At 64.6% G+C, this 22,427-nt stretch carries 22 protein-coding genes; 13 read left to right on the top strand and 9 right to left on the bottom strand.

Translation table 11 applies throughout. The annotated features are described in order from the left end of the window. Positions 1-77: 77 nt before the first annotated feature. The 12 genes from argB (at position 78) to VGE27_RS01730 (ending at position 11,873) form a co-directional block, all read left to right on the top strand. Entirely contained in the window at positions 78-860 is a 783-nt protein-coding gene (argB, locus tag VGE27_RS01785; RefSeq protein ID WP_331047914.1) for an acetylglutamate kinase, read from the top strand. A 17-nt stretch (positions 861-877) separates the two neighbouring features. Further along, the gene (locus VGE27_RS01780; RefSeq protein WP_331047913.1) at positions 878-2,101 is read left to right on the top strand and encodes an acetylornithine transaminase; all 1,224 of its coding nucleotides are present in this window, start codon (positions 878-880) and stop codon (positions 2,099-2,101) included. A 10-nt stretch (positions 2,102-2,111) separates the two neighbouring features. After that, positions 2,112-2,756, top strand: coding sequence for an FMN-binding negative transcriptional regulator (locus tag VGE27_RS01775; RefSeq protein WP_331047912.1), 645 nt, complete (start codon positions 2,112-2,114; stop codon positions 2,754-2,756). Between the two features lie 254 nt (positions 2,757-3,010). Beyond that, complete coding sequence (locus VGE27_RS01770) at positions 3,011-4,654, top strand: alkaline phosphatase family protein (protein WP_331047911.1); 1,644 nt, start codon at positions 3,011-3,013, stop codon at positions 4,652-4,654. A 30-nt stretch (positions 4,655-4,684) separates the two neighbouring features. Then, complete coding sequence (locus tag VGE27_RS01765) at positions 4,685-5,281, top strand: hypothetical protein (RefSeq protein WP_331047910.1); 597 nt, start codon at positions 4,685-4,687, stop codon at positions 5,279-5,281. A 68-nt stretch (positions 5,282-5,349) separates the two neighbouring features. After that, positions 5,350-7,518: a M20/M25/M40 family metallo-hydrolase gene (locus VGE27_RS01760; RefSeq protein ID WP_331047909.1), complete on the top strand. Its 2,169-nt coding sequence runs from the start codon at positions 5,350-5,352 to the stop codon at positions 7,516-7,518. 27 nt (positions 7,519-7,545) lie between these two features. After that, entirely contained in the window at positions 7,546-7,869 is a 324-nt protein-coding gene (locus VGE27_RS01755) for a rhodanese-like domain-containing protein (RefSeq protein ID WP_331047908.1), read from the top strand. Positions 7,870-7,873: 4 nt separating this feature from the next. After that, positions 7,874-8,734: an alpha/beta hydrolase gene (locus VGE27_RS01750; protein WP_331047907.1), complete on the top strand. Its 861-nt coding sequence runs from the start codon at positions 7,874-7,876 to the stop codon at positions 8,732-8,734. A gap of 329 nt (positions 8,735-9,063) precedes the next feature. Further along, positions 9,064-9,837, top strand: a complete 774-nt coding sequence (locus tag VGE27_RS01745) for a fatty acid desaturase (protein ID WP_331047906.1) — start codon at positions 9,064-9,066, stop codon at positions 9,835-9,837. A gap of 2 nt (positions 9,838-9,839) precedes the next feature. Next, complete coding sequence (locus VGE27_RS01740) at positions 9,840-10,118, top strand: oxidative damage protection protein (RefSeq protein WP_331047905.1); 279 nt, start codon at positions 9,840-9,842, stop codon at positions 10,116-10,118. A gap of 614 nt (positions 10,119-10,732) precedes the next feature. After that, positions 10,733-11,260 carry a MarR family transcriptional regulator gene (locus tag VGE27_RS01735; RefSeq protein WP_331047904.1) on the top strand — a complete coding sequence of 176 codons (528 nt, stop codon included), beginning with the start codon at positions 10,733-10,735 and terminating at the stop codon, positions 11,258-11,260. Positions 11,261-11,357: 97 nt separating this feature from the next. After that, positions 11,358-11,873, top strand: coding sequence for a YceI family protein (locus VGE27_RS01730; RefSeq protein WP_331047903.1), 516 nt, complete (start codon positions 11,358-11,360; stop codon positions 11,871-11,873). Positions 11,874-12,006: 133 nt separating this feature from the next. Here the strand turns inward: VGE27_RS01730 and VGE27_RS01725 are convergent, their stop codons facing one another. The 8 genes from VGE27_RS01725 to VGE27_RS01690 form a co-directional block, all read right to left on the bottom strand. After that, the gene (locus VGE27_RS01725; protein ID WP_331047902.1) at positions 12,007-13,119 is read right to left on the bottom strand and encodes a hypothetical protein; all 1,113 of its coding nucleotides are present in this window, start codon (positions 13,117-13,119) and stop codon (positions 12,007-12,009) included. A gap of 89 nt (positions 13,120-13,208) precedes the next feature. After that, positions 13,209-14,816 (bottom strand): S41 family peptidase, encoded by a 1,608-nt coding sequence (locus VGE27_RS01720; RefSeq protein ID WP_331047901.1) that lies wholly within the window; start codon positions 14,814-14,816, stop codon positions 13,209-13,211. 121 nt (positions 14,817-14,937) lie between these two features. Further along, positions 14,938-15,795: a replication initiator protein A gene (locus tag VGE27_RS01715; protein WP_331047900.1), complete on the bottom strand. Its 858-nt coding sequence runs from the start codon at positions 15,793-15,795 to the stop codon at positions 14,938-14,940. A gap of 184 nt (positions 15,796-15,979) precedes the next feature. After that, the gene (locus VGE27_RS01710) at positions 15,980-16,984 is read right to left on the bottom strand and encodes a threonine/serine dehydratase (RefSeq protein ID WP_331047899.1); all 1,005 of its coding nucleotides are present in this window, start codon (positions 16,982-16,984) and stop codon (positions 15,980-15,982) included. A 57-nt stretch (positions 16,985-17,041) separates the two neighbouring features. Further along, positions 17,042-17,866 carry a peptidase E gene (locus tag VGE27_RS01705; protein WP_331047898.1) on the bottom strand — a complete coding sequence of 275 codons (825 nt, stop codon included), beginning with the start codon at positions 17,864-17,866 and terminating at the stop codon, positions 17,042-17,044. Further along, on the bottom strand, positions 17,863-18,711 hold the full coding sequence (locus VGE27_RS01700; protein WP_331047897.1) for an SEC-C domain-containing protein: 849 nt from the start codon (positions 18,709-18,711) through the stop codon (positions 17,863-17,865). Before VGE27_RS01700 ends, VGE27_RS01705 begins: the two co-directional genes overlap by 4 nt. Positions 18,712-18,731: 20 nt before the next feature. Continuing rightward, positions 18,732-19,445: an SDR family NAD(P)-dependent oxidoreductase gene (locus tag VGE27_RS01695; RefSeq protein WP_331047896.1), complete on the bottom strand. Its 714-nt coding sequence runs from the start codon at positions 19,443-19,445 to the stop codon at positions 18,732-18,734. Then, positions 19,442-20,521, bottom strand: a complete 1,080-nt coding sequence (locus tag VGE27_RS01690; protein WP_331047895.1) for an ADP-ribosylglycohydrolase family protein — start codon at positions 20,519-20,521, stop codon at positions 19,442-19,444. The genes VGE27_RS01695 and VGE27_RS01690 overlap by 4 nt, the downstream gene beginning before the upstream one ends. A gap of 155 nt (positions 20,522-20,676) precedes the next feature. Here VGE27_RS01690 and VGE27_RS01685 point away from each other — a divergent pair, with 155 nt between their 5' ends. Beyond that, positions 20,677-21,075, top strand: a complete 399-nt coding sequence (locus VGE27_RS01685; protein WP_331047894.1) for a DUF3568 family protein — start codon at positions 20,677-20,679, stop codon at positions 21,073-21,075. 6 nt (positions 21,076-21,081) lie between these two features. Here the strand turns inward: VGE27_RS01685 and VGE27_RS01680 are convergent, their stop codons facing one another. Further along, positions 21,082-22,413, bottom strand: a complete 1,332-nt coding sequence (locus tag VGE27_RS01680; protein ID WP_331047893.1) for a DNA recombination protein RmuC — start codon at positions 22,411-22,413, stop codon at positions 21,082-21,084. Positions 22,414-22,427: the final 14 nt, after the last annotated feature.

The following is a 22,427-nucleotide window of genomic DNA, read 5'->3' as shown; positions in this document are numbered from 1 at the left end:
GCAGTTCACCCCCAAACCCGCACCCCCGCGACCCGTAACACTCAGACGTTCTCACCCCTATCTGCCAATTTCGATCGATGTTTGTCGTCAAACTCGGCGGCCGTACCCAGAACGATCCTGCACTCCCCGCTGCGCTCGCCGCCCTCTGGCAGCAGAGCGGCGGTCGGGTGGTGATCGTGCATGGGGGTGGCGACCAGATCAGCGCCTTGCAGCGTCTGCGCGGCGAAGAGCCGGTGTTCATCGGCGGCCGTCGCGTGACCACCGACACGGCGCTCGAACTCGTGCGCATGGTGCTGTCGGGGCTCGCCAACAAGCAGATGGTATCGGCGCTGGTCGCCGCGGGGGCGCCGGCGGTGGGTATCAGTGGTGAAGACGCCGGACTGCTACGCGCGACGCCGATCGATACGGCGACGTTTGGACATTCCGGTGCACCGGCATCGGTGAACCCGGGTGTGGCGCGGGCGTTGCTGGCGGCGGGTTACCTGCCGGTGATCTCCCCGGTGGCGGCGCGTGACGATGCGTCTGTGGCCGGCGCGTACAATGTGAACGGTGACGATGCGGCAGCGGCGATCGCGGCCGCACTGGGCGCCGATGAGTTGTTCCTCATGGCCGACGTGCCGGGCGTGCTCGATGGCAGCAAGACGCTCGTGCCGCGGTTGACGCTCGATGAAACGCAGGCCCTCGTGGCCAGCGGTGTGGCTGGTGGCGGCATGGCCGCCAAGCTCGACGCCTGCGCTGCGGCGCTGGCGGGTGGTGTGTCCCGGGTGCGGATCGGCGACCTCGCCGCACTCACTGTTCCCAGTGCGGGAACCGCGATCGTTGCGCGCGCTGACGCAACGGATGCCGTCTCTTCCAGGTAGCTGCCATGACTTTGACGATGCCCTCGCCCGCTTCCGTGACTGCCTTCACGCCGACGACGTCGGCGGCGGAACCGACGACGCTGCCCGCCATTCTGGGCACGTACAAGCGACAGGCGCCGCTCTTTGTCCGAGGTGAAGGCGTCTACATGATCGACGAGTCGGGCAAACGCTATCTCGACTTCGTCGCCGGTATTGCCGTCTCCTCGCTCGGCCATGCCGACGCGGGCGTGATGCAGGCCATGCAGGAAGCGATGGCCACGGGACTCATCCACACGTCCAACCTGTACCGCACGGCGCCGGGTGAAGCGCTGGCCGCATGGCTGGTGGCCAACTCGTTCGCGAGCAGCGTGTTCTTCTCCAACTCGGGCGCGGAAGCCAACGAGGGCGCATTCAAGTTCGCGCGCCGCTGGGCGAAGAGCACCGGGCATCAGGCGAAGCACGAGATCATCGCGCTGCGCGGCTCGTTCCATGGCCGCATGCCGGGCACGCTCGCGGCGACCGATCGCCCGGCGTACCGGTTGCCGTTCCGTCCGCTCATGGGTGGTGTGACCATCGTGGAGCGCAACCTCGAAGAACTGCGCGCCGTGCTCGACCCGGAAACGGCCGCGGCGGTGATCGTCGAGCCCATTCAGGGTGAGGGCGGCGTGCGCATCGTCGACCCGGAGTTTTTGCGTGGCCTGCGTGCGCTCACCCGCGAGCGCAACGTGCTGCTCATCCTCGACGAGATCCAGTGCGGTCTCGGTCGCACGGGTTCGGTGTTCGCGTACGAGCAACTGGGCTTTGAACCCGACATGCTGACCATCGCCAAGCCGTTGGCGAATGGTCTGCCGATGGGCGCCATTCTGGTGAACGACACCGTCGCGCGTGTGATGCAGCCTGGCGATCATGGTACCACGTTCGGTGGCGGTCCGCTGCTCGCACACGTGGCGCATCATGTGGTGCAGCGCCTGTCCGATCCCGCGCTGCTGCAGCATGTGCGCGAGACGGGTGCCTGGTTTGGTGAGCAGTTGCAGGGCATTGCCGAACGCACCGGCGCCGTGCGCTCCATCCGCGGCACGGGTCTCATGTGGGGTATGGACGTGCATGAGCCGGCATCGGCCGTCATCGCGCGGGCGTTCGATCAGGGGCTGCTGCTGGTGAGCGCGGGCGAACACACGCTGCGTTTCCTGCCGCCGCTGGTGATCAGCCGCGAGGAGCTGGCCAAGGGGCTCGCGATCCTCGAGGGCGCGATCAAGGCCTAGGGAAACAGGGATGTACATCCCCGCGTCGTATCGGGAGACGGACCGCGCCGTTCTCCTCGACTTCCTCGCAGCGCATCCGCTCGGCGTGCTCGTTTCGACCACGTCGGGGGGTGATCGCGGGCTCTACGCCACGCATCTGCCGTTGCATGTCGACCGTGAGCGGGGCGTGTTGCAGGGACATCTCGCGCGCGCCAACCCGCATGTGGGTCACCTGGAATCGCTCGCGGCCGGCGAACGGGTGCTGGTGGTGTTCAACGGCGTCGACGCCTACATCACGCCCAGCTGGTACCCGGCGAAGCAGGAGCACGGCAAGGTCGTGCCCACCTGGAACTTCAGCGCGGTGCACGTACACGGTGCCGTCACGCTGCACCACGACCCGGCGTTTCTCGCTGCCCACCTGCGACACCTCACTGACGCACACGAGTCGGCGCAGCCGAAGCCGTGGGCAGTGGACGATGCGCCGGCCGAGTTCATCACGCAGCAGATGCGCGCCATTGTCGGTCTCGAGATCGCGATCGACGTGCTCGAAGGGAAATTCAAGATGAGCCAGAACCGGTCTCACGCCGACATCGATGGCGTGATCACCGGACTCGGCGAGAGCGGTGCGGCGCCTGGTGTGGTGGCCGAGATGATCGCGAGAAAGCCCGCGCGCTGAACTGTCGCACGCTTTCTGCTTGCCAGCTTGCAACAAACGATCAATATTGTTGCCACCTTCACGTGCCTCCGTGAACGGTGCGGTTCGTTCACGCGGCGCACGTCAGGTGTCGCCATCGCGTGTCGGTTCCGCGATTCGCATGGAAGCATCGTGGCCGCGGCGCGTTTCGCCCGCGTGACCCGATCACCGGCGGAGTAAGGCCCTGTCCTGGCGCGTCGATCCGGCGGCGCGCTCGAGGCCGGACGGGGCCGCCGGTGATCCTGCAACGACAGCGCAAGATTCCGGGTGTACCTTTCGGCATGCGCACTATCCGTCGTCTCCTCACGCATGCGACCGCGATGGGCGCGGCATTCGCCGCCGCACTCCCGGCCCCCGTCGCTGCCCAGAACAAGCCGACGCTCGTCGTTCAGATCACCGTCGACCAGCTGCGTCCCGACTATCTCGACACATTCCGCTCGCAGTTCACGGGCGGATTCGCGCGCCTGCTCAAGCAGGGCGCGTTCTTCACCCAGGCGTTCCACGACCACGCGGTGACGGAAACCGCGCCCGGTCATGCGACGCTATGGTCGGGGCGATTCCCGGCGCACACGGGTGTTGTGCTCAATGAGATCGGCGTGGCAGACCCGCAGACGCCCCTGTTGTTCGGGCGCGGCGGTGGCGCTTCTCCCTATCGCTTCCGCGGCTCGGCGTTCTTCGACTGGGTGCGCACACGCGACCAGTTCTCTCGCGCGCTGTCGGTGTCACGCAAGGATCGCGGGGCCATTTTGCCGCTCGGCCGCGCCAAGCAGCAGGTGTACTGGTACTCGCTCGACGGCGGCTTCACCACCAGCCGCTACTATGCCGACACGCTCCCTTCGTGGGTGCAGCGTTTCAATGCGCGCGACGTGACGGCCAAGTACCTGGGCACCGACTGGAACCTGCTGCTGCCGGCGTCCGAGTACACGGAAAAGGATTCGGTGCCCATCGAACACGGTGGACGCGATTTCATGTTCCCGCACAAGCTGTCGGCTGACCGCCGTCAGGGCACGTTCCAGTTCACCGACTATCCGTGGATGGATGAGATCACGGTGGACATGGCGCTCGAAGGGCTACAGGCGCTCGACCTGGGCAAGGGCACCAGCACCGACGTGCTCGCCGTGTCGCTGTCCACCGTGGACGCCATCGGTCATGCATATGGTCCGGCGTCACTCGAACTGCACGATCAGATTCTGCGCACCGACCGTGCACTGGGTCGTCTGATCGACTCACTGTACAAGCTGCGCGACTCCAGCCGCATCGTGTTCGCGTTGAGCGCCGACCATGGTGTCACGCCGTACCCCGAGCTGGCGTTCCCGGGCGCCGACCCGAACCGCGGCCGCGTGGACATCCGTCCGATCATGGACGCCGCGCGCAGCGCACTGGCCTCCCGTGGTGTGGAAGGTGACGCCCTGCTCATGCAATCAGGCATCATCATGCTCGACCGCCCCCGTCTGGTGGCGAAGAAGGTCAACGCCGATTCGGTGGTGACGTCGTTGCGCACGGCGCTGCTCAAGCTGCCCGGCATGGCGCGCGTGGATCGCGTGAGCACGCTGGCCGCGGCCGCTGCCAAGGGCGACAAGATCGCGCGCCGCTGGAACCAGTCCATCCCCAAGGACCTGCAGGCCGAGCTGACGCTCACCTTCAAGGAAGGTTATTACTGGTTCACCACCCGCTACGCGACGCACGGTTCACCGTACGATCTCGATGCGCACATCCCCATTCTGTTCATGGGACCGATGGTGAAGCCGGGCCGCTACACGCAGCCCATCCGTTCGGTGGATATCGCGCCCACGCTGGCCGAGATCGTCGGTGTGGAGCCCATCGAACCGGTGGACGGCAAGGTGCTGCGCATGATCCTGCCGACGACCACCGGTCGGTAACTCTTTCCGTCAGCCGGGCGTTCGTCCTCCATGTCCATGAAATCGATCGAGCGCGCTTTCGACGAGATCCGGTTTGGTGATGGGCGGACGCTCAACCTGCGGTCGATGCAGCCCACCGCGCTGCAAGCGACCGCGCTGTGTGAGCGCTGGTTGCGCGAGCAGCAGGTGCGGGGCGCGGACGAGGCGCTGGTGATCACCGGCCGCGGCAACAACAGTCTCGAAGGGTATTCGCCGGTACGCGAAGCGATCGTGCGATTGTTGCCCTCGCTGCGCCGGCGCAATGTGATCTCCGGATATGAAGAGCACACGGCGGGGTCGTTCGTCGTGAACTTCGCGCCGGTATCGGCACTGTTCGAGGTGCCGCGCCGGCGGCGCGAGAAGGAACCCGCGCCCACGCGCCCGCCGTCGCTCAAGGCGCTCGACGAAGAAACGATGCGCCAATTGCGCGACATCGCCGTCATGTCGCTGGCCGTGCTGGGTGTCCAATCTCCGACCCGGGCGCAGCTGGAAGACGAAATGCTCCGACATTTTGCCGCACTCAGTGCCGCGCTGCCGGACAATGGTGACCGCGAGGCGCTGCTGCAGCAGGCCCTGATGCGGGCGGCGGAAGAGTACGAAGCCGACTAGCTTGGGCTAGCTTCGGAGCGCGTTGGCCCGGTCGCGCGTCCGTGTCGTTTCTTTTCAGGGAGTCCATCGTGTCCGTTTTCCGCACGTCCCGCCTGCTGGGCGCCGCCGTTGCTGCGACCGTGAGTGCCTCCGCGCTCACCTCGACCATCGCGCTGGCCCAGTCCGGTGCCCTGCCGACGATGCCTGGCTACGCCCCCGCCACCACCGAAGCGCAGCGACGGCTCGAGGAGTTGGCCATCGCCGGTCCGTTGCCAACGCGGGCGCGCACGCACTCATCCACGCTCTCGCGCGAGCCGCACGTCGCGGGCACTGCGGCGCAGGAGCGCACACGCGACTATGTGATCGCGCAGATGAAGGCCATGGGATTGGAAACGGAGGTGCGCACCTACGACGTGTGGTTGCCGCACGCCACCAGCGTGAAGATCACGCGCATGGGGCGCGACACCGTGGCGCTCGATCTCGCTGAGCCGCCCATTGCGAGCGATCCGGCCACGCAGCTGCCGCAGTACCTCACGGCCAATGGATCCACTGGCGAAGGTACAGGCACCGGTGAGCTGGTGTTCGTGAATTTCGGTCTCATCGAAGACTACGCCACACTCGATTCGATGGGCGTGTCGGTGAAGGGCAAGGTGGTGCTGGCGCGCTATGGCCGCTCGTTCCGCGGCATCAAGGCGCGCGAGGCGGAGAAGCGTGGTGCGGTGGCGGTGCTCATTTACACCGACCCGCTGGATGACGGCTTTGTGCAGGGCGACATCTATCCCGACGGCCCAATGCGTCCGCTACGCGGTCTCCAGCGCGGCAGTGTGTTCAACGGCACCGGCGACCCGCTCACGCCGGGATACGCCAGCAAGCCGGGCGCGCCGCGCCTCAAACCTGAGCAGACGCCGCTGTCCAAGATTCCGGTAGTGCCAATCAGCGCGTACAACGCGGAGCAGTTGTTGTCGCAGGTGCGTGGCACGGACATTCCGCGCGGCTGGCAGGGCGGCATGGGGCTGCGCTATCACGTGGGCCCTGGCCCGGTGCGTGTGACGGTGGAAGTGGCCACCGATGCCGCCACCAAGGGTACCAAGCCCATTCACAACACGCTCGGTTATCTGCGCGGCACCGACTATCCCGAGGAGTACGTCTACATCGGTGCGCACCGTGATTCGTGGGGACCTGGTGCGGCCGACAACATCAGTGGCACCGTGAGCGTGCTCGAAGCAGCCAATGCGCTGGCCGATATGGCCAAGAAGGGGCTGCGTCCCAAGCGCACCATTGTGTTTGCCACATGGGACGCCGAAGAGTGGGGGCTGGTGGGCAGCACCGAGTATGTGGAGGACGACTCGCTGCGTCTCAAGAAGGGCGCGATCGCCTACCTCAATCAGGACGTCTCGGCGCAGGGCTCGCAGTTTGGTGGCGGTGGTTCGCCGTCGATGCGGGCGATTCTGCGTGATGTGGTGAAGAGTGTTCCAGACCCGAAGGGGCGCGGCTCGGTGTATCAGGCGTGGCGTCTCACGTCAGGCACGCGGGTCGATTCGCTGGAGCCCGGCATGGGCGATCCGGGTGGTGGCAGTGACTTTGCCGGCTTCTACAATCACTTCGGCATCCCCACCGCGGACTGGGGCTTTGGTGGCCCGGCCGGCACGTACCACTCGGCGTACGATACGTTCGCGTGGATGGAACGGTTTGGTGATCCCGGCTTTGTGTATCATGCGACGGCGGGCCGCATCGGCGCGGCGATGGCGCTGCGTCTGGCCAACGCAGAAGTGCTGCCGTACGACTACGCCGAGTTCGCGCGCACGATGCTGCGCTACATCGCGCCGGTCGAGCGGGGCATGACGCAGAAGGGGTGGAATACCGCGTCTGTGGCGACGCTTACGGCCGCGATCAACAAGCTCAACCAGGCCTCCATCGACTTTGCCAAGACGCGCGACGCGGCCCTGACGAAGGGCGTGGTGAAGTCGCAGAAGGACGCGGCCAACGCGGCGTTGTTGTCGGTGGAGCGCGGGTTTGCGCGTGACGCGGGGCTCAAGAGCCGTCCATGGTACCGCACACTCATCTATGCGGCCGATGTCGACAACGGCTATTCGTCGATGGTGTTCCCGGGCGTGAACGAGGCGATCCGCTACGGCACGGAGGCCGAGACCAACGCCGAGATTGCCGATCTCGTAAAGCGATTCGATGCCGCGTCGGCGGCCATGCTCCGTGCCAGCACGGCGCTCACCACGACCCCCAGCGCGCCGACACGTCGCTGAGAGCCAACTGCGAGACCCTGAACCAATATGGCTGTCGAATACCTGTCGCCCGCCGAAGTGGCGGCGCGCCTCAATGGTGACACCCCACTGCATATCATCGATGTGCGTGAGCCCTGGGAGTACGGCATCGCGCACATCGAGCCCAGCGAACTGATTCCGCTGTCGACCCTGCCCGGGCGCGTGCAGGATCTCGATCCCGAGCGCGCCTACGCCTTGCTGTGTCATCACGGCATGCGCAGTGAGATGGCGGCGAACTGGCTGGCCCAGCAGGGATTCCAGAGGCTCGTCAACATCGAGGGGGGCATCGATGCATGGAGTCAGGTGGTGAACCCCGATATTCCCCGCTACTGAGCGCATGCTGAACCTGGGTGCGCGCCGCGCGGCCATTGCGGCGCGCTTCGAGCAGTTTGATGAAGCCCGGCGCCCGCGCTCTGCCGATGGCATTGTGCGTGGTGCGGAACCGTTTCGTCTGCAGGGCACGAATGGTCGCGCAGTGCTGGTGCTGCATGGGTTCAATGACACGCCCCAATCGATGCGTCACCTGGCCACTCGCCTGCATGGCGAGGGGTACACGGTGGACGTACCGCGACTGCCTGGGCACGGCGGGTCGCTCGTCGAGCTGGCGCGTGATGGGCATGCCGACCAGTGGCGTGTGGCCGTGCGCGATGCGTACGACGTGCTGCGCCGCACCCACGATACGGTGCACCTCTGTGGGCAGAGCATGGGGGGGGCGCTGGCCACGCTCGAGGCGTATGACCGGGTCGAAGTGCGGGCGCTGGTGTTGCTCGCGCCGTATCTGGGCATGCCCTTCGATATGCGCTGGCAAACCTACGCGGCCGCGATGCTCAAGCCCTTCACGCCGTATCACCGCAGCAAGGGCTCCGAGCGTTCCATTCACGATCCCGAGGCGCGTGCGCAGGCACTTGGGCCCGGCATCGTCACCCCTGGGGCGCTGGCCGGACTGCGCACGGTGGCGACGGCGGTGCACAACATTCTTCCCTCGATGACGGTGCCGACGCTGTATATCCAGTCGCGGGAAGACAATCGCATCTCGGTGTCCGATGCCACGCGCTATTTCTCGCGCATCGGCAGCTCCATCAAGGAGCAGCGCTGGCTGAACGGTTGTGGCCACATCATCTCGGCGGACTACTGCCGTGACACGGTGGCCGACGCCGCGATTGCCTGGTTTCGGCGGTTCGAAGGACCTAAGGGATAGTTGGGGATGGAAGGGTTGCCTGCCGGCCGCTGCGCGGCGAAAACTGCATGATTGAAAGGGAATGAAAGGCGGTGCTTCGGCATTCTTTGGGTGGATGATTCTTCATTCAGTAATTGTGATTCTTTCATGCGGTTTTCCCTTGGATTTTCCTGCTGTTTTCGCCGCGCAGCGGCCGGCGGGTAATCCTTCCACGCCCTTCGAAATACCTTTGCTCTCGCCTAGGTGACACGGACTCACGCCGGGCACTAATTTTCTTGGGCTGTGCCCGAGCTGCCGATCCCGACGTGGCTGGCCCGGGCAACCGATCGTGAACCGTTTGGAGTTGCTACATGCCCGAGTTCGGAAGCTGGGGAACGGACTGGTGGAAGCCGGTCGTTTTTGTCCTCGTCGCCGGTCACCTCACCAACATCTGCGTCACCCTGTTCCTGCACCGCTCGCAGACACATCGCGGGGTGCAGTTTCATAGCCTGGTGGAGATGCCGATGCGCGTGTGGCTGTGGTTGACCACGGCCATTCGCACCAAGGAGTGGGTGGCATGCCACCGCAAACACCACGCCTTCGCCGATCGTGAGGGCGATCCGCACAGCCCGGTGGTGGAAGGGCTGCGCAATATCCTGCTCAAGGGCGCGTTCTTCTATCGGAAGGCCGTGCGTCAGCCTGGTGTGCTGGAGAAGTACGGCAAGGGCACGCCCGAGGATTGGCTGGAACGGCATCTGCTCGACAAGCGCTCCAGCATTGGCATCCTCGTGATGCTGGGCATCGACATCTGGTTGTTCGGATGGTTCACGGGCCCGGTGGTGTGGGCCATCCAGATGATCTGGATTCCGTTCTGGGCGGCTGGCGTGATCAATGGCATTGGCCACGCGCTGGGTTACCGCAACCATGACGTGAAGGACGAAAGCCGCAACATTTCCCCGATCGGCATCATCATTGCCGGTGAGGAGTTGCACAACAATCATCACGCCGATCCGCACTCGGCCAAGTTCGCGCACCGCTGGTTCGAGTTCGACATCGGCTGGATGTACATCAAGCTGTTGTCGTTCTTCGGGCTCGCGCAGGTGAAGTACGCGCGTCAGGGCACCCACGTGCGCATCTCGGAGTAAGTATGGCCGACATCACTTGCACCCGCTGCGGGCAGACCCGCGAAGGCTTCGACCGTCCGCCGTTTCCGGGTGCCATCGGCGCCCGCATCATCGGCGAGATCTGCAAAGACTGCTGGGGCCAGTGGCTCAAGCAGCAGACCATGCTGATCAATCACTACGGGCTCAACGTGATGGACCCGCAGGCGCGCACGTTCCTGACGCGCAACATGGAAGCGTTCCTGTTCAAGGCAGGACAGAACGAAGACGTGGATACGACCAAGCAGGGAACGATCAACTGGTGAGATGTTCGTCTGCGCGTGGTACGGCGCAGGCGACTCATACGACAAACGCCCCGCCGGACAATCCGGACGGGGCGTTCTGTGTCAGAGGCGATGCTGGAAGCGAGCTACTGCGAACAGCGTCGGCTGAAAAAGGTCAGTTCAGACCTGCGATGTACCGGGCCAGCCGGCCACAGCTCGTGCACGTCAACGTCACGTGCGAGTTGGGTGGCGGCGGATGCGCCACAGGGTCGCGGTCGATGTGCCCGGAACAGGACGGGCAGCTCAAGGGAAGCCCAGTACGGTCCGCTGCGATCAAGTGCAGCGCCTGCGCCGGGTTGTACGTGTTCGGTCGTGGCTTACGCATCACGCCTCCTCTAAAGTGCGCCGACAGTCCAGTAGTCGGCCTGCGTAACATAAACCGCCCTTGCGCAATTGTGCACCGTCATCACCATTTTTTCATGTTCGGCATAACCGTTAATATCGATAATTGATGGTTACATGTGCCTTGTGACCATTTTGCGATATCCGTTTTACGGGTTACTGTGCATGACGATCGCGCTTCACCCCTAAAACTGCACTGCTTATCATCTTAGCCCTTGCGGACTTGCCTCGGATAGCCGAGGCTATATGGAATCATGGCAACCATTACTCAACCAATCAGCGATCGCTCGGCTCAGCGGCATCCTGAAGCGCATGAGCCTGATGTCGACGAAACCACGCTGTCTGCGCTGCGGCTGTGGGTAATCATGAATCGGGCGCAATCGGCGGTCACAGCGCACGCAGCGGCGCATGTGGCGCGACATGGGCTGACGCTCGCCGAGTTCGGTATTCTCGAGGCGCTGTATCACCGTGGACCGATGCTGCTGGGTGAGGTGCAAAAGCGCATTCTCGTCTCGAGTGGCGGTATCACCTTCCTCGTGGACCGATTGACGGCGAAGGGTCTCGTTGAGCGTCGTACCTGCGATAGTGATCGCCGTGCGCGATACGCGGCACTCACAGAACGTGGCCAGCAGTTGGTGGTGGAGATGTTCCCAACGCACGCGCAGGAATTGGCGCGTGTGATGAGCGGGATCCCCATCGAAGATCAAAAAGCCGCAACGGAGATCCTGAAAGCGATGGGCCGGGCGGCCGCGCAGATGGCGTCTCCCGAGGACGATCGCTGACCCAGACGTGCAAAAGGCCTCTTGACGAGGCCTTTTGAATCGCTATTATTCTCACCACTGAGATGGTGGCATCACAACCGAATACTAGGGAGTCCGTATGCAGTGGGCATTTGATCCAGCGCACAGTCAGATCCAGTTCGCCGTAAAGCACATGGGTATCTCGACCGTCCGCGGCACCTTCGATCAGTTCACGGGGACGATCGAGGAAGACAATGGCGTCGTCAAGAGCGTGACCGTTGAGGTCGACGTGGCCTCACTCAACACGCAGAACACCCAGCGCGACGAACACCTGCGCAGCGGCGACTTCTTCGATGTGGCCAACAGCCCGAAGGCGACGTTCGTGCTGACCAAGTTCGAGCGTAGCGGCAACGACGTCACCGCGACGGGCGACCTGACCCTCCGTGGCACGACCAAGCCGGTGACGCTCAAGGGCGAGATCGGTGGTCCGGCCAAGGATCCCTGGGGCAACCAGAAGGTGTCGGCCGAGCTCGAGACGAAGATCTCGCGCAAGGAGTGGGGTCTGGTCTGGAACGTCGCACTCGAAGCGGGCGGCGTGCTCGTGAGCGACGAGGTGAAGCTGCGTATCGACGTGCAGGCCGCGCCGGCAGCGTGATTGAACCTGTGTGCTGCCAGCAGGCGCACACAGCAAGCCAGCATCTCTGAAAGACGAAGGCCCCGTCGGACGATCCGACGGGGCCTTCGTTGTGTGCGCGTCCTGTGATGCAGGCGCGTGCATCAGTCCGGAATCAGTTCTTCCAGTCGGCGATGAACAGATTGGTGTCGCCTTCCTTGGCCGCACCACGATTGGACGCCCAGATCAGCTTCGTGCCATCGGGGCTGAACATCGGGAATCCGTCGAATTCGCCGTTCGTCGTGATCTGCTCGAGGTTGTTGCCGTCGAGGCCCACGACGTAGAGGTCGAAATTGCGGCTGCGCGGATTCTTGTGGTTCGACGAGAAGATCACGCGCTGGCCGTCAGGCGTCCACGACGGGCCGAAGTTGGCGCCACCGAGCTTGGTGATCTGGCGCTGATCGCTGCCGTCGGCGTTCATGACCCACAGTTCCATCTTGTTGGGGCGAATCATGCCCTGCTTGAGCAGGTCCTGATACGCCTTGAGATCGGTCTCGTTGTCGTAGTGCCAGGCGCGGTACACGATCTTCGTGCCATCGGGTGACCACCACGGGCCGCCATCATAGCCCGGCGTGGTGGTGAGGCGCTTCACGTCGGTGCCGTCGACATTCATGGTGTAGATGTCGAGGTCTCCATCCTTGAGCGACGTGAACACCATGCGCTTGCCGTCGGGCGAGAGCACCCCTTCCGCCGTGTACACACCGTAGTTGGTCAGGCGCGTGAGGTTCTGGCCGTCACGATCGACGGTGTAGATGTCGTACTTGTCGATGCCCCACACATAGCCCTTCGACGGATCGGGGCGCGGCGGGCAGGCGCTGTCGGCGGCATGGGTGGACGCGAAGAACAGCTTGTTGCCACCAGGAATGAACCAGCCACAGGTGGTCTTGCCGCCCACCGACACTTTGGTGAGGCCGGTGCCGTCCACCTTCATGACATACTGCTGATCGCAGGCACGCCCGTCGCGTGTGGACTGAAACGTCAGCCATTGACCATCCTGGCTGAAATAGGCCTCGGCGTTTTCACCACCATTGGTGATCTGCCGAACGTTCGTCAGATGCACCTCACCCGAATCCGGGGTGATGGTGACGTTGAGTGCGCCGGAATCGGCGGAGGCGGCCGCAGCCGCGGTGTCCCTGGCAGCCGAATCGGGGCTGCTGCAGGCGGCGGACAACAGCACGAAGGCAGACGCGATCGCGGTGTGCGCCGGGAGGCGGAGAGAAATAGACATGGGCAGAACCGTAAGACCGGCTCTGCCCATGCGGCAATCAGCACTTCTACCGAGGCGCCGCGATTGGCGGCGCCTGCATCACATCGCGATCAGTTGCCGCTACGGCGCGCCGTGGCGGGCTTGGCGGCCGGCACCTGTGCGGCGGCGGCAAAGATCTCCTGCTGCGTGGAGCCCTTGCGCATGATCTCCATGGCCTGGCGGAGCTGATTGTCCACGCGGAGGTTGCGGCGGAGCACCAGCGTATCGCCGAACGCCACCTTGGCCACGCGGTCTTCGATGAAGCGGTCCACGTCGGCGGCGCCGGCATCCCACACGGCCTTGTCGATCTTGACCGTATCCGCCGACAGGCGACGGTACACCTCTTCGCGCCATGCCGGGTTCACGGCGAAGTCGGGGCGAACCTTGCCCTTCTGCTCTTCGGCCACCGCCAGGATGGCGCCCTGATACTTGCCGAAGTACGGCAGCAGCGCACGGCGCAGCGTCTGTTCGGCCGTGGTGAGCGTGTCAGGCGCCACGATCATGTCCGGCGTGATGCCACCACCGCCGTAGACAGTGCGGCCAGCGGCCGACTTGTACGTGGGGCGCGCCTTGCGCACCGAGTCCGTTTCCATGGAGTCCGGCAGGACTTCGAGGAACTGGCCGTCGGCGTTCATCTTGCGCTCCTTCTGGATGGAGCGGCCCGACGGCGTGTACCACTTGCCGGTGGTGATCTTGAGGGCGTAACCGCCATCGAGATTATAGACCGACTGCACGAGGCCCTTACCGAAGGACGTGGTGCCGAGCACATAGGCACGGTCGTAGTCCTGCAGGGCACCGGCAACGATTTCGGACGCCGAGGCGGAGCCACCGTCCACCATGACGAGCAGCGGCACGTCAGGCGCGAGCGGATCCTGCTGCGACACGAACTTCTGGAACTCACCGCGGCCGCGCACCGAGAGCAGCTCCTTCCCCTTCGGCAGGAAGAGGTTGGACATCGAGAACGCTTCCTCGAGGATGCCGCCCGGGTTGCCGCGCAGGTCGATGATCACGCCCTTTGCGCCCTTCTTGCGCAGCGCGAGCACGGAGTTGGCGATGTCTTCGGTGGTCTGCTCGGAGAAGCGGGTGAGCGGCACGTATCCAGTGCGTTCGTCGAGCATCATGGCGAACGGCACGGCCGGCACATGAATCTCGGCGCGCTTGAAGTTGAGCTTCACCGGCTGGGCCACACCGATGCGGATGAACTGGACGTTCACCGGCGTACCGATGGGACCGAGCAGCTTGTTCTGCACCTGCTGCGTGCTGTAGCCGCGGGTGTTGGTGGTGTCGATGATGGCGATCTTGTCCCCTTCGAGCACGCCACCCTGTTCGGCCGGCGAGTTGGGGAAGACCTTGTTCACCGTCACGTAGTCGCCAACCTTCACGATCTCCATGCCGATACCGGCGTAGCGACCGTTGGTGTTGCGCGAGAACTCTTCGAGCTGCTTGGGTGTGAAGAGTTCCGTATAGGGGTCGTTGAGTTCCTTCACGAGCCCGCGGGCGGCTTTTTCGTAGAGCTGCTGGGCGTCGAGCGTGTCGACGTACCGCAGGGCCACGAAGGTCAGCACCTGGTCGAGAAGTTGCGCGCCACCGCGCGTCGCACGCGCCTGCAGGGCAAAGCCCGAGGCGAGCAGGGGGACGAGCACGAGCGCGGCCAGTGCCGCCTTGCGATTCCGGGTCATGCGGGGTCTCTCGAAGGAAGGACCAGAAAAGTACTGCTCTTACGTACGCGTCGGATAAGGTGCTGTTCCCGCCCCACTGTGCCGGGGACCGGTGTGCGTCACCCAACCCTACCCGTCGAGCTCAGCTTTCGTCGCGGGGGCGAGAGCCGAGGACGTAGTCCACGTGCCACTGCCGTTCGTACTGCCGGATGGCGATGTCCCGCACCAGGCCGGCGCTCAGCAGCATCTCGTGGGCTGGTTGTAGGACGCGCTGGAGGTGGGAAGGGTATCGCTGGGTCAGTGGCAGCTGTTCGGCCAAGCGCTCGAGGGGGATACGCCAGGAGAGTCGGCCATCGGCCCGGGCCACTTCAAGGATGCGGTACAGCCGCCGCGCGACTGGGGACGAAAGGGCGTGATAGCGGGCTGCGGAGATCGTTACTACATGCCGGGCGGCCAGATTGGCGCGCAGGGTACCGGAGAGGGTGACCCGGGCATCGCCGGGCTCGCCAGCCGCCAGGTTGCCAAAGAGGTGGAGCTGTTCCCGGTCGGCCACCCGCCGCCGCTGGACCGAAACCGTGGAGAGTACGGTGAAGCTGGTGTCGGCATGGGCCGATTGGGCCGACCAGTAGGCACCAATGGACTCGAGCGTGGTGCGCTCGAGCCGCGAGAGGGCGGCGCGGAGCTGCTCGTAGGTGCGGCCATCGGCGCGGCGGCCCATGGAGCGCAGGAACGCGTGCAGCGTGAAGGTGATGGCGCCGTCGGCGGGGGCACCGGCTTCGTGATAGCGATGCAGCAGCTCGACGTAGACGTCCTGGTCGAAGGTGCCGGGGAGCCGATCGCCGGGAGCGGGGATGACACGCCAGCGCCCACCGTTCTCGGTCGTGAACGAGACGGGCACATCGTCTGCGGAGTCGCTCAGACGGAAGAGCGGGAGTTCCTCGAGGGAACGATCGAGGACAACTCCACGCGCGGCCGGGCGGCGGCGGGCGGCGAGGGTCATCGGCACGTAAGGTGGGCGACGTGGACGATGGGCGCTAGGCGGCAGACCGACTGAACTACGGGAGCTGGGACTACGGGAGTGGAAGGACGGGGGCTGGTACGACGGAAGCTGGAGTTACGGGAGCTGGTACAACGGAAGCTGGAAACACGGGGGCTGGAACTACGGGAGGGAACTACGGGGGGAACTACGGGAGGAGATGCTTGGCGTATGTGGTGGCATCGGTGTTGCCGCCGCAGACCACGATGCCGACCTGCTTGCCTTCGAGTTGTTCGCGCAGGGGGAAGCGCAGTGCGGCCATTGCGGCGGCACCGGCGGGTTCGACCACCAGCTTGGCGCTGCGGAACAGCGTGCGCATGCCGTCACGAATCTGGTCGTCGCTCACCAGCACGATGTCATCGATGAAGCGCTTGTTGAGCGCGTACGAGTATGGCTCTGAACGCGGTGAACCCAATGAGTCGGCGATGGTGCGTACGGCTTCAATAGTTTGTGGAGAGCCGGCCTTGAAGCTGCGATAGAGACTGTCGGCGCCTTCCGGTTCCACCACGTACACCTTGGTGCTTGGGCGCCACTGCTTCACGGCACAGGCGATGCCGCCGGTGAGGCCACCACCGCCTGATGCGACCACGATGGCGTCGAGCTTGGTGTGTGCTTCTTCCATCTGCATCATGAACTCGAGACCCACGGTGGCAGTGCCGAGTGCGGTGAGCGGGCCTTCGAAGGGATGCACCAGCGTGCGCCCTTCCTCGGCGATGACTTCTTCGACGCGCTCGAACGCGATGTGAATCGTGTCCACCAGTTCCGCGATACCACCGAGATCGCGAAAGAGCTGAATGCGATACGGATTGGCCGTGCGCGGCATGATCACCTTCGCGGTGGTGCCCAGCTGACGCGCAGAGTACGCGAGCGAGATGGCATGATTGCCAGCCGACACACCCGTCACGCCGCGCTCGAGTGCTTCCGGCGAAAGCTCGGCCATGACGGTGAGCGCACCGCGTGGTTTGAAGCTGCCGGTGTGCTGAAACAGTTCTTCCTTGAGCCACACGCCGGTGGTGGCGCCCACTTCGGCCGACAATGCGTCGTCGAAGATGCAGCGCACCGGCGTGGTGACCACACGATTGCCCAAGCGCTCGCGGGCAGAGCGGATGTCGTCGAGCGACGGGAAGGGAACGGTTTCTGGCGTATAAGTCACAGCGGGGAGGTTGTGGGAGACCGGTATGAGGCCGTGAGTCTTAAGCTGTAGGAGGTTCTACAGCATTACTGGCTGCAGCACCTTCTCCGTCACCTTTCCGCCTTCCACGCTGACGTAGTACACCTTCGCGTCGGCGCGCGTGTGCACCACACGCTTCACTTCGTTGTCCTCGAAATAGATGCCGGCGTCGTTGTCGCACGCATAACCGGGCTTCATTTCGCCCGAACCAATCAACTTGTGATACAGCGGGCGACGTCCTGCTTCGGCGTCGTAGTGCGGCGAGTGGCTGCCCTTGAGGAAGCCAAGGCACTTCACGATGGACAGCGCCTTGGGGCGCGAATCAGTGGTGCCTTCTTCGAACCAGCAGAGTGAACCGGCGGACGCACCACCCAGTACGATGCCGCGATCCCAGGCTTCGCGCAGTATCACGTCGATGCCCTGCGCCTTCCAGATTGCCTGCTGATTGAGCGTGTTGCCACCCGAGCACACGATGGCGTCGGCCGAGAGCAGTACTTCATCCCAACCCTTGGTCTGCGTGAGGCTTTCGATGAACACGTTCTGTACGAACGGCTCCACGTTGAGCGGCGCGCAGGCCTGGAAGAAACCAATCGTCACTTCCGGTGCGTCGGCCGATGCCGTGGGCAGGAAGCAGATGCGCGGACGCGGCTTACCGGTGAGCTGCGCCATGTAGCCGATGAACTTCGTGCGGAAACCACCGCCGGCAATGAGGATCTTGCGGGTGGCGCGCGGTGCGGTGGACGCGATGTCGGTCATGGGCAGGGACTCGGCGGCGTGAGCGGGAGTGAAGGATGGAATGAGCGCACCGGAGGCGATGGCGCCGGCGGCACCGAATGACGTGGAGACGAAGTCACGCCGTTTCATGTGGACTCTCCGTGGGGGTCGCCGAGGATGCCATCGTGGAGGGGATCGCCATCGTGGTCGGTGGCGTTCCAGTAGCCTGCGGCGTGCTCATGCCACGCGTTGCGCAGTGCGATGTGCTGCAGTGGATCGGCGAGAAACTCACGCGACACGCGCGGCGCGGGCACGTGGTCTGTGGCAACACCTGCCATGGCGCGCACCTGCTGTGCCACCTGTTCCGCCTCTTCGAGTGGCAGCAGGTCGAGGTGCGTGCCGAGCACGAGCTGGAGATCATCGAGCGTAAGCACGTAGCCGAGGCAGACGTCGTCGGGCTGTTCACCGAGTGTGCCTGCGTCGTCGTAGACGAACGCCGTGGTGCCGGTGAGCAGGTCGTGCAGGCCATAGCCGACCCCCGCGTCCACCTGCGTCACGCGCCAGAGGCCGATGCGTGAATCACGTTGAGCGGTGAGCAAGGTGTCCACGTCGGCGTCCATGCGCGCGCCATGTCGTGCGCGTTGCGCGTCGAGCCATTGCATCGCGGGCGTGGCGGTGGTGGATGAGGCGGGCCGGTGATGTAGCAGCCAGTGTGCGTAGAAGCTTTCGTCGTATTCGGAGAGTTCATTCTCCGGACCACCGGCGAACTGGTCGAGCGCCGCATTGGCCCATTCGGGGCCGAGTTTGCGGTCGCACCAGTCGAGCAGCTCCTGATGAACGCGGCGATCGCGCTCGATGAGTTGCACGGCCTGCTTGAGGCGCTCGCGTTCGGGCGCGGGGAGCGCCGCGACTTCGGGGGGCACGGCGGCGCCGTGGCACTTCTTGAACTTGCGGCCCGAGCCACAGGGGCAGGGCGCGTTGCGATCGACGGACACGGAGTGCGGTTGCGGTGCAGTTACGCCAAGGTGATGACCTGTCCCGTGATGTTGCGGGCGGCCGGACTGACGAGGAACGCTACCACATCGGCCACCGATTCGCGCTCCACGTAGGAGCTCTTGTCCCCCATGTCGGCGAGATTGGCCGCGGTGCGAATGGCGGTGGGGGCGACGGCATTGGCGCGTACGCCGTGGGATTTCTCGTCGAGCGCCACGGTGCGCATGAGCGTGAGCACGCCGCTCTTGGCGGCCGCGTAGGCGGCGAGTCCCTTGGGGGAACCGACCGGCAATGCGGACGCCGAGCCGAAGTAGACCAGGCTGCCTTTGGCGTCGCGCAGCGCCGGCAGGAACGCGCGCGTGGTGGCGAAGGCGGTGTCGAGGTTGATGGCGAACTGCTTGTGCCAGGCGTCCGGGTCGGCATCGGAGACCGGACCGGTCGCACCGAAGCCACCGGCGGCGCAGATCACGGCGTGGATGCCGGTGGTGCCGTGCGCGGCGAGGACTTGGGCGGCCAGCTTTTCGGTGGCCGCAGGATCGGAGAGATCGGCGGCGTGGGCGGTGAAGCGCTGGCCTTTCTGTTCGGCGGGGAGATCGGCCACGCGGGCGGCCGATTCGGTGCCCGCGCGATCGACGAGCGCGAGCGAGGCACCGAGGGCGGCGAAGTGGCGGGCAAGGGCTTCGCCGAGTTGGCCGGCGCGGCCGGCGCCGGTGATGACGATGAGTTCCGTGCTCATCCCACAAACCTCCCCACAGAAAGTTCGGTCAACTCGAACACCTTCCCATCATCATCCCCGTTCACGCGGCCAAGCAATCCGGCGCGCCAGTCTTCGGGAATCCACGCCGTGCCATGCGCAGCGCCCATGGCGGCACCCACAATCGCGGCGATGGTGTCGTTGTCCCGGGTGTCGTTCACGGCCACCAGCATGGCCTCCTTCGGGTCGTGCCCGTGCTGCGCCACGATGTGCATCACCGCGGGCATCGTCTCCAGCAGGTACGCACCGCTGTACCACGCCTTGCCGGTGTCGCGCACGGTGCGCTTCCTAGTGATGGCATCACGCACGTGTGTATCCAGAAACTCGGACAGGCTGCCACGCCAGTGCTTGAGCGCGCCGTGATCGACACGCGTTTCATACGCCTGCCCATGATCGAGGATGCGCAGCACTTCGGTGTACGTCTCCAGCCACTCGGCGGGCGTCTCGGGCAGGTCGCCATTGAGCAAACGCCACAGCAACGCGACCCATGCCACGCTGCTGGCGATAGCCATGGGATCGTTGTGGGTCACCGCCGCGGACAACGCGGTGTCATACCACACCTGCGTGCCCCCGTTCACGAGGTGCGGCAACACGGTGGGTGCGATGCGCATCACCGCACCGTTGCCGGCACTGGCCTGTGTGGCTTCCCACCACGGCGCGCCGGTGCGCAGCGCGTTGCAGAAGTCCCGCGTGGCGCGGCCAATGCCGAAGATGCGATCGTTGGCAATGCGAAACGCCAGTTCGTCCGCATTGAGCGCGCCATCGGCCAGCAACTGCTCCACGGCGCGGAAGGTGAGCTGCGTGTCGTCGCTGGGTGTGCCGGCGGGTGCACCGTTGGCATAGCGACTGGGGAGGTAGCCGGTGATGCGTCCGTACTCGGCTTCACGCTCGGGCGGATTCATGCTCTCGGTGCGATTGCCCAGCGCGTCGCCAATGGCCACACCCAGCAACATGCCACGCACACGATCGGCAATGTCGGGGGCATCGATGGCGGGCGCGGGCGGCAGGATGGCCAGGCGATCGCGATCGAGACGGGGGATCCAGGCGGACGTGGACATCGCGTGCATATCTCTCAAGAGGTAGGACCGGGGGCGCAGTATGCCCGCAAACTATGTCAATCGCGCTGCCAACGTACGCCGAACAGGAACCACGCAGAACCTGACGCGCACGGCCGGGTATGTTTGGGCACCTTCACTTCACCACGAGCACATCCATGCCACGTCTTCTGCGCGTATACCCGCTCGCTCTCATCGCTGCGGTCACCATCTCCACCAGCGGCTGTTTCCTCGTTGCGGCCGGCGCCGGTGCCGGTGCAGCCATTGCCTATACCCAGCGCGGCGCGTCGGCCTCAGTGCCGGGCACGGTGGACGCCGTGTTCGCGAAGGCCCAGTCGGCATTTGGCTCGATGAGCATCAGTGAGACAGGCCAGAGCACTGAAAACAGCGGGGCCACGCGTCGCCTCGTAGGCAAGAATGGCGAGAACGAAATCACCGTGGAGATCAAGCGCTCCAGTGATGAAGTCACGGCGGTGGAAGTGATCGCCAAGAAGAATGTCGTGGACTACGACAAGGACTACGCCAAGCGCGTACTCGACGCCATCGTCGGCAAGTAGGAACGCCTACAATGCGGGAGGCAAGGCGACGGTGCCATCTGTGGCATCGTCGCCTGCTGCTTCCACTCCTGCTTCCAGCGCGGCATCCACCAACGACTTGGGCAACGTCTTGTTGGATTTGATGCCCAGCTCCCTGAGCATTTCGGCCTGGCGAATCACGTTGCCCGGCCCCGTGTGCAGCTTGCGCAGCGCCGTGGCGTAACTCGCCTGCGCTGAGTCGAGCTTGCCACCGACGGCTTCAAGGTCACTCACGAAACCCACCAGCTTGTCGTACAGCGCCTGACCACGCTCGGCGATGTCGCGCGCGTTCTTGGACTGCGCTTCCTGGCGCCACAGGTACGCCACCGAGCGCAGCACGAACATCAGCGTGGACGGGCTCACCAGCAGCACGTTCTTGTCCCACGCGTCGGCAAACAGACGGTCGTCGCTGGTGACCGCCATCATGAATGCCGGTTCGATGGGCACGAACATCACCACAAAATCGATGGTGGTGTCGTAGAGACGTTCATAGCGCCGCTCGTCGAGTCCCTTGATGTGCGCGCGCAATGACTGCAGGTGCTCCCTGAGTGCGACGCTGCGGTCCTCCGGTGTTTCGGCGGCGGTCAGTCGCTCAAATGCCACCAGCGACACTTTCGAATCCACCACCAGAGCGCGCTGCTCGGGCAAACGAATCACGCAGTCCGGCTGCTGCCGCTTGCCCTGTTCGTTGGTGTGGCTGTCCTGCAGTTCGAACTCGCGTCCTTCCTGCAGGCCAGCGTCTTCGAGCAGACGCTTGAGGATGAGTTCTCCCCAGTTGCCCTGTGCCTTGCTGGAGCCGCGCAGTGCACTCGTGAGTTGTTGCGCGTCATCGCTCAGGGTGCGATTGAGCACCAGCAATTGCTGCACCTGTTCCTTGAGTGCGGTGCGGTCCTTCGTGTCGGACACGTAGATGTCATCGACCTTCTTCTGGAACTCGACGATGCGTTCCTTGAGCGGGTCGAGAATGGTGCCGAGGTTGGATTGGCTCTGTTCGGCGAACCGCTTGGCGTTGGCGTCCATGATCTCGCCAGCCATGGCCTTGAACTGCACCACGAGCGTCTCGCGTGCACTCTCGAGCACCTGCAACTTCTCCGCGGCGTTCTTCTGGGATTCTTCGAGGCGCGTGCGGGACTCCATGAGCGACTTCTCGGCATCACCGCGCGCGGCGCGCTCGCGATCGAGCTGCTGTTGCAGGGCTTCTCGATCGCGTTTCAGGGTGTCGAGCCCCATGTCGTTCTTGCCGAAGTGCCTGGCAGCGACGAATCCCACCACCAGGCCCGCGAGCAATGCCACCGCCAACCAAATCGAGGCCAGATCCACCGTGTCCTCCAATG

Origin of the sequence: Gemmatimonas sp., assembly GCF_036405635.1 — a bacterium.
Lineage (GTDB): Bacteria > Gemmatimonadota > Gemmatimonadetes > Gemmatimonadales > Gemmatimonadaceae > Gemmatimonas.
This window is presented reverse-complemented; position numbering and strand designations above follow the sequence as displayed.

Bases quoted from the DNA above. Each gene is read 5' to 3' on its own strand.
- argB (WP_331047914.1), top strand. From the start codon at position 78: ATGTTTGTCGTCAAACTCGGCGGCCGTACCCAGAACGATCCTGCACTC.
- VGE27_RS01780 (WP_331047913.1), top strand. From the start codon at position 878: ATGCCCTCGCCCGCTTCCGTGACTGCCTTCACGCCGACGACGTCGGCG.
- VGE27_RS01775 (WP_331047912.1), top strand. From the start codon at position 2,112: ATGTACATCCCCGCGTCGTATCGGGAGACGGACCGCGCCGTTCTCCTC.
- VGE27_RS01765 (WP_331047910.1), top strand. From the start codon at position 4,685: ATGTCCATGAAATCGATCGAGCGCGCTTTCGACGAGATCCGGTTTGGT.
- VGE27_RS01755 (WP_331047908.1), top strand. From the start codon at position 7,546: ATGGCTGTCGAATACCTGTCGCCCGCCGAAGTGGCGGCGCGCCTCAAT.
- VGE27_RS01750 (WP_331047907.1), top strand. From the start codon at position 7,874: ATGCTGAACCTGGGTGCGCGCCGCGCGGCCATTGCGGCGCGCTTCGAG.
- VGE27_RS01745 (WP_331047906.1), top strand. From the start codon at position 9,064: ATGCCCGAGTTCGGAAGCTGGGGAACGGACTGGTGGAAGCCGGTCGTT.
- VGE27_RS01740 (WP_331047905.1), top strand. From the start codon at position 9,840: ATGGCCGACATCACTTGCACCCGCTGCGGGCAGACCCGCGAAGGCTTC.
- VGE27_RS01735 (WP_331047904.1), top strand. From the start codon at position 10,733: ATGGCAACCATTACTCAACCAATCAGCGATCGCTCGGCTCAGCGGCAT.
- VGE27_RS01730 (WP_331047903.1), top strand. From the start codon at position 11,358: ATGCAGTGGGCATTTGATCCAGCGCACAGTCAGATCCAGTTCGCCGTA.
- VGE27_RS01725 (WP_331047902.1), bottom strand. From the start codon at position 13,119: ATGTCTATTTCTCTCCGCCTCCCGGCGCACACCGCGATCGCGTCTGCC.
- VGE27_RS01720 (WP_331047901.1), bottom strand. From the start codon at position 14,816: ATGACCCGGAATCGCAAGGCGGCACTGGCCGCGCTCGTGCTCGTCCCC.
- VGE27_RS01715 (WP_331047900.1), bottom strand. From the start codon at position 15,795: ATGACCCTCGCCGCCCGCCGCCGCCCGGCCGCGCGTGGAGTTGTCCTC.
- VGE27_RS01705 (WP_331047898.1), bottom strand. From the start codon at position 17,866: ATGAAACGGCGTGACTTCGTCTCCACGTCATTCGGTGCCGCCGGCGCC.
- VGE27_RS01695 (WP_331047896.1), bottom strand. From the start codon at position 19,445: ATGAGCACGGAACTCATCGTCATCACCGGCGCCGGCCGCGCCGGCCAA.
- VGE27_RS01690 (WP_331047895.1), bottom strand. From the start codon at position 20,521: ATGTCCACGTCCGCCTGGATCCCCCGTCTCGATCGCGATCGCCTGGCC.
- VGE27_RS01685 (WP_331047894.1), top strand. From the start codon at position 20,677: ATGCCACGTCTTCTGCGCGTATACCCGCTCGCTCTCATCGCTGCGGTC.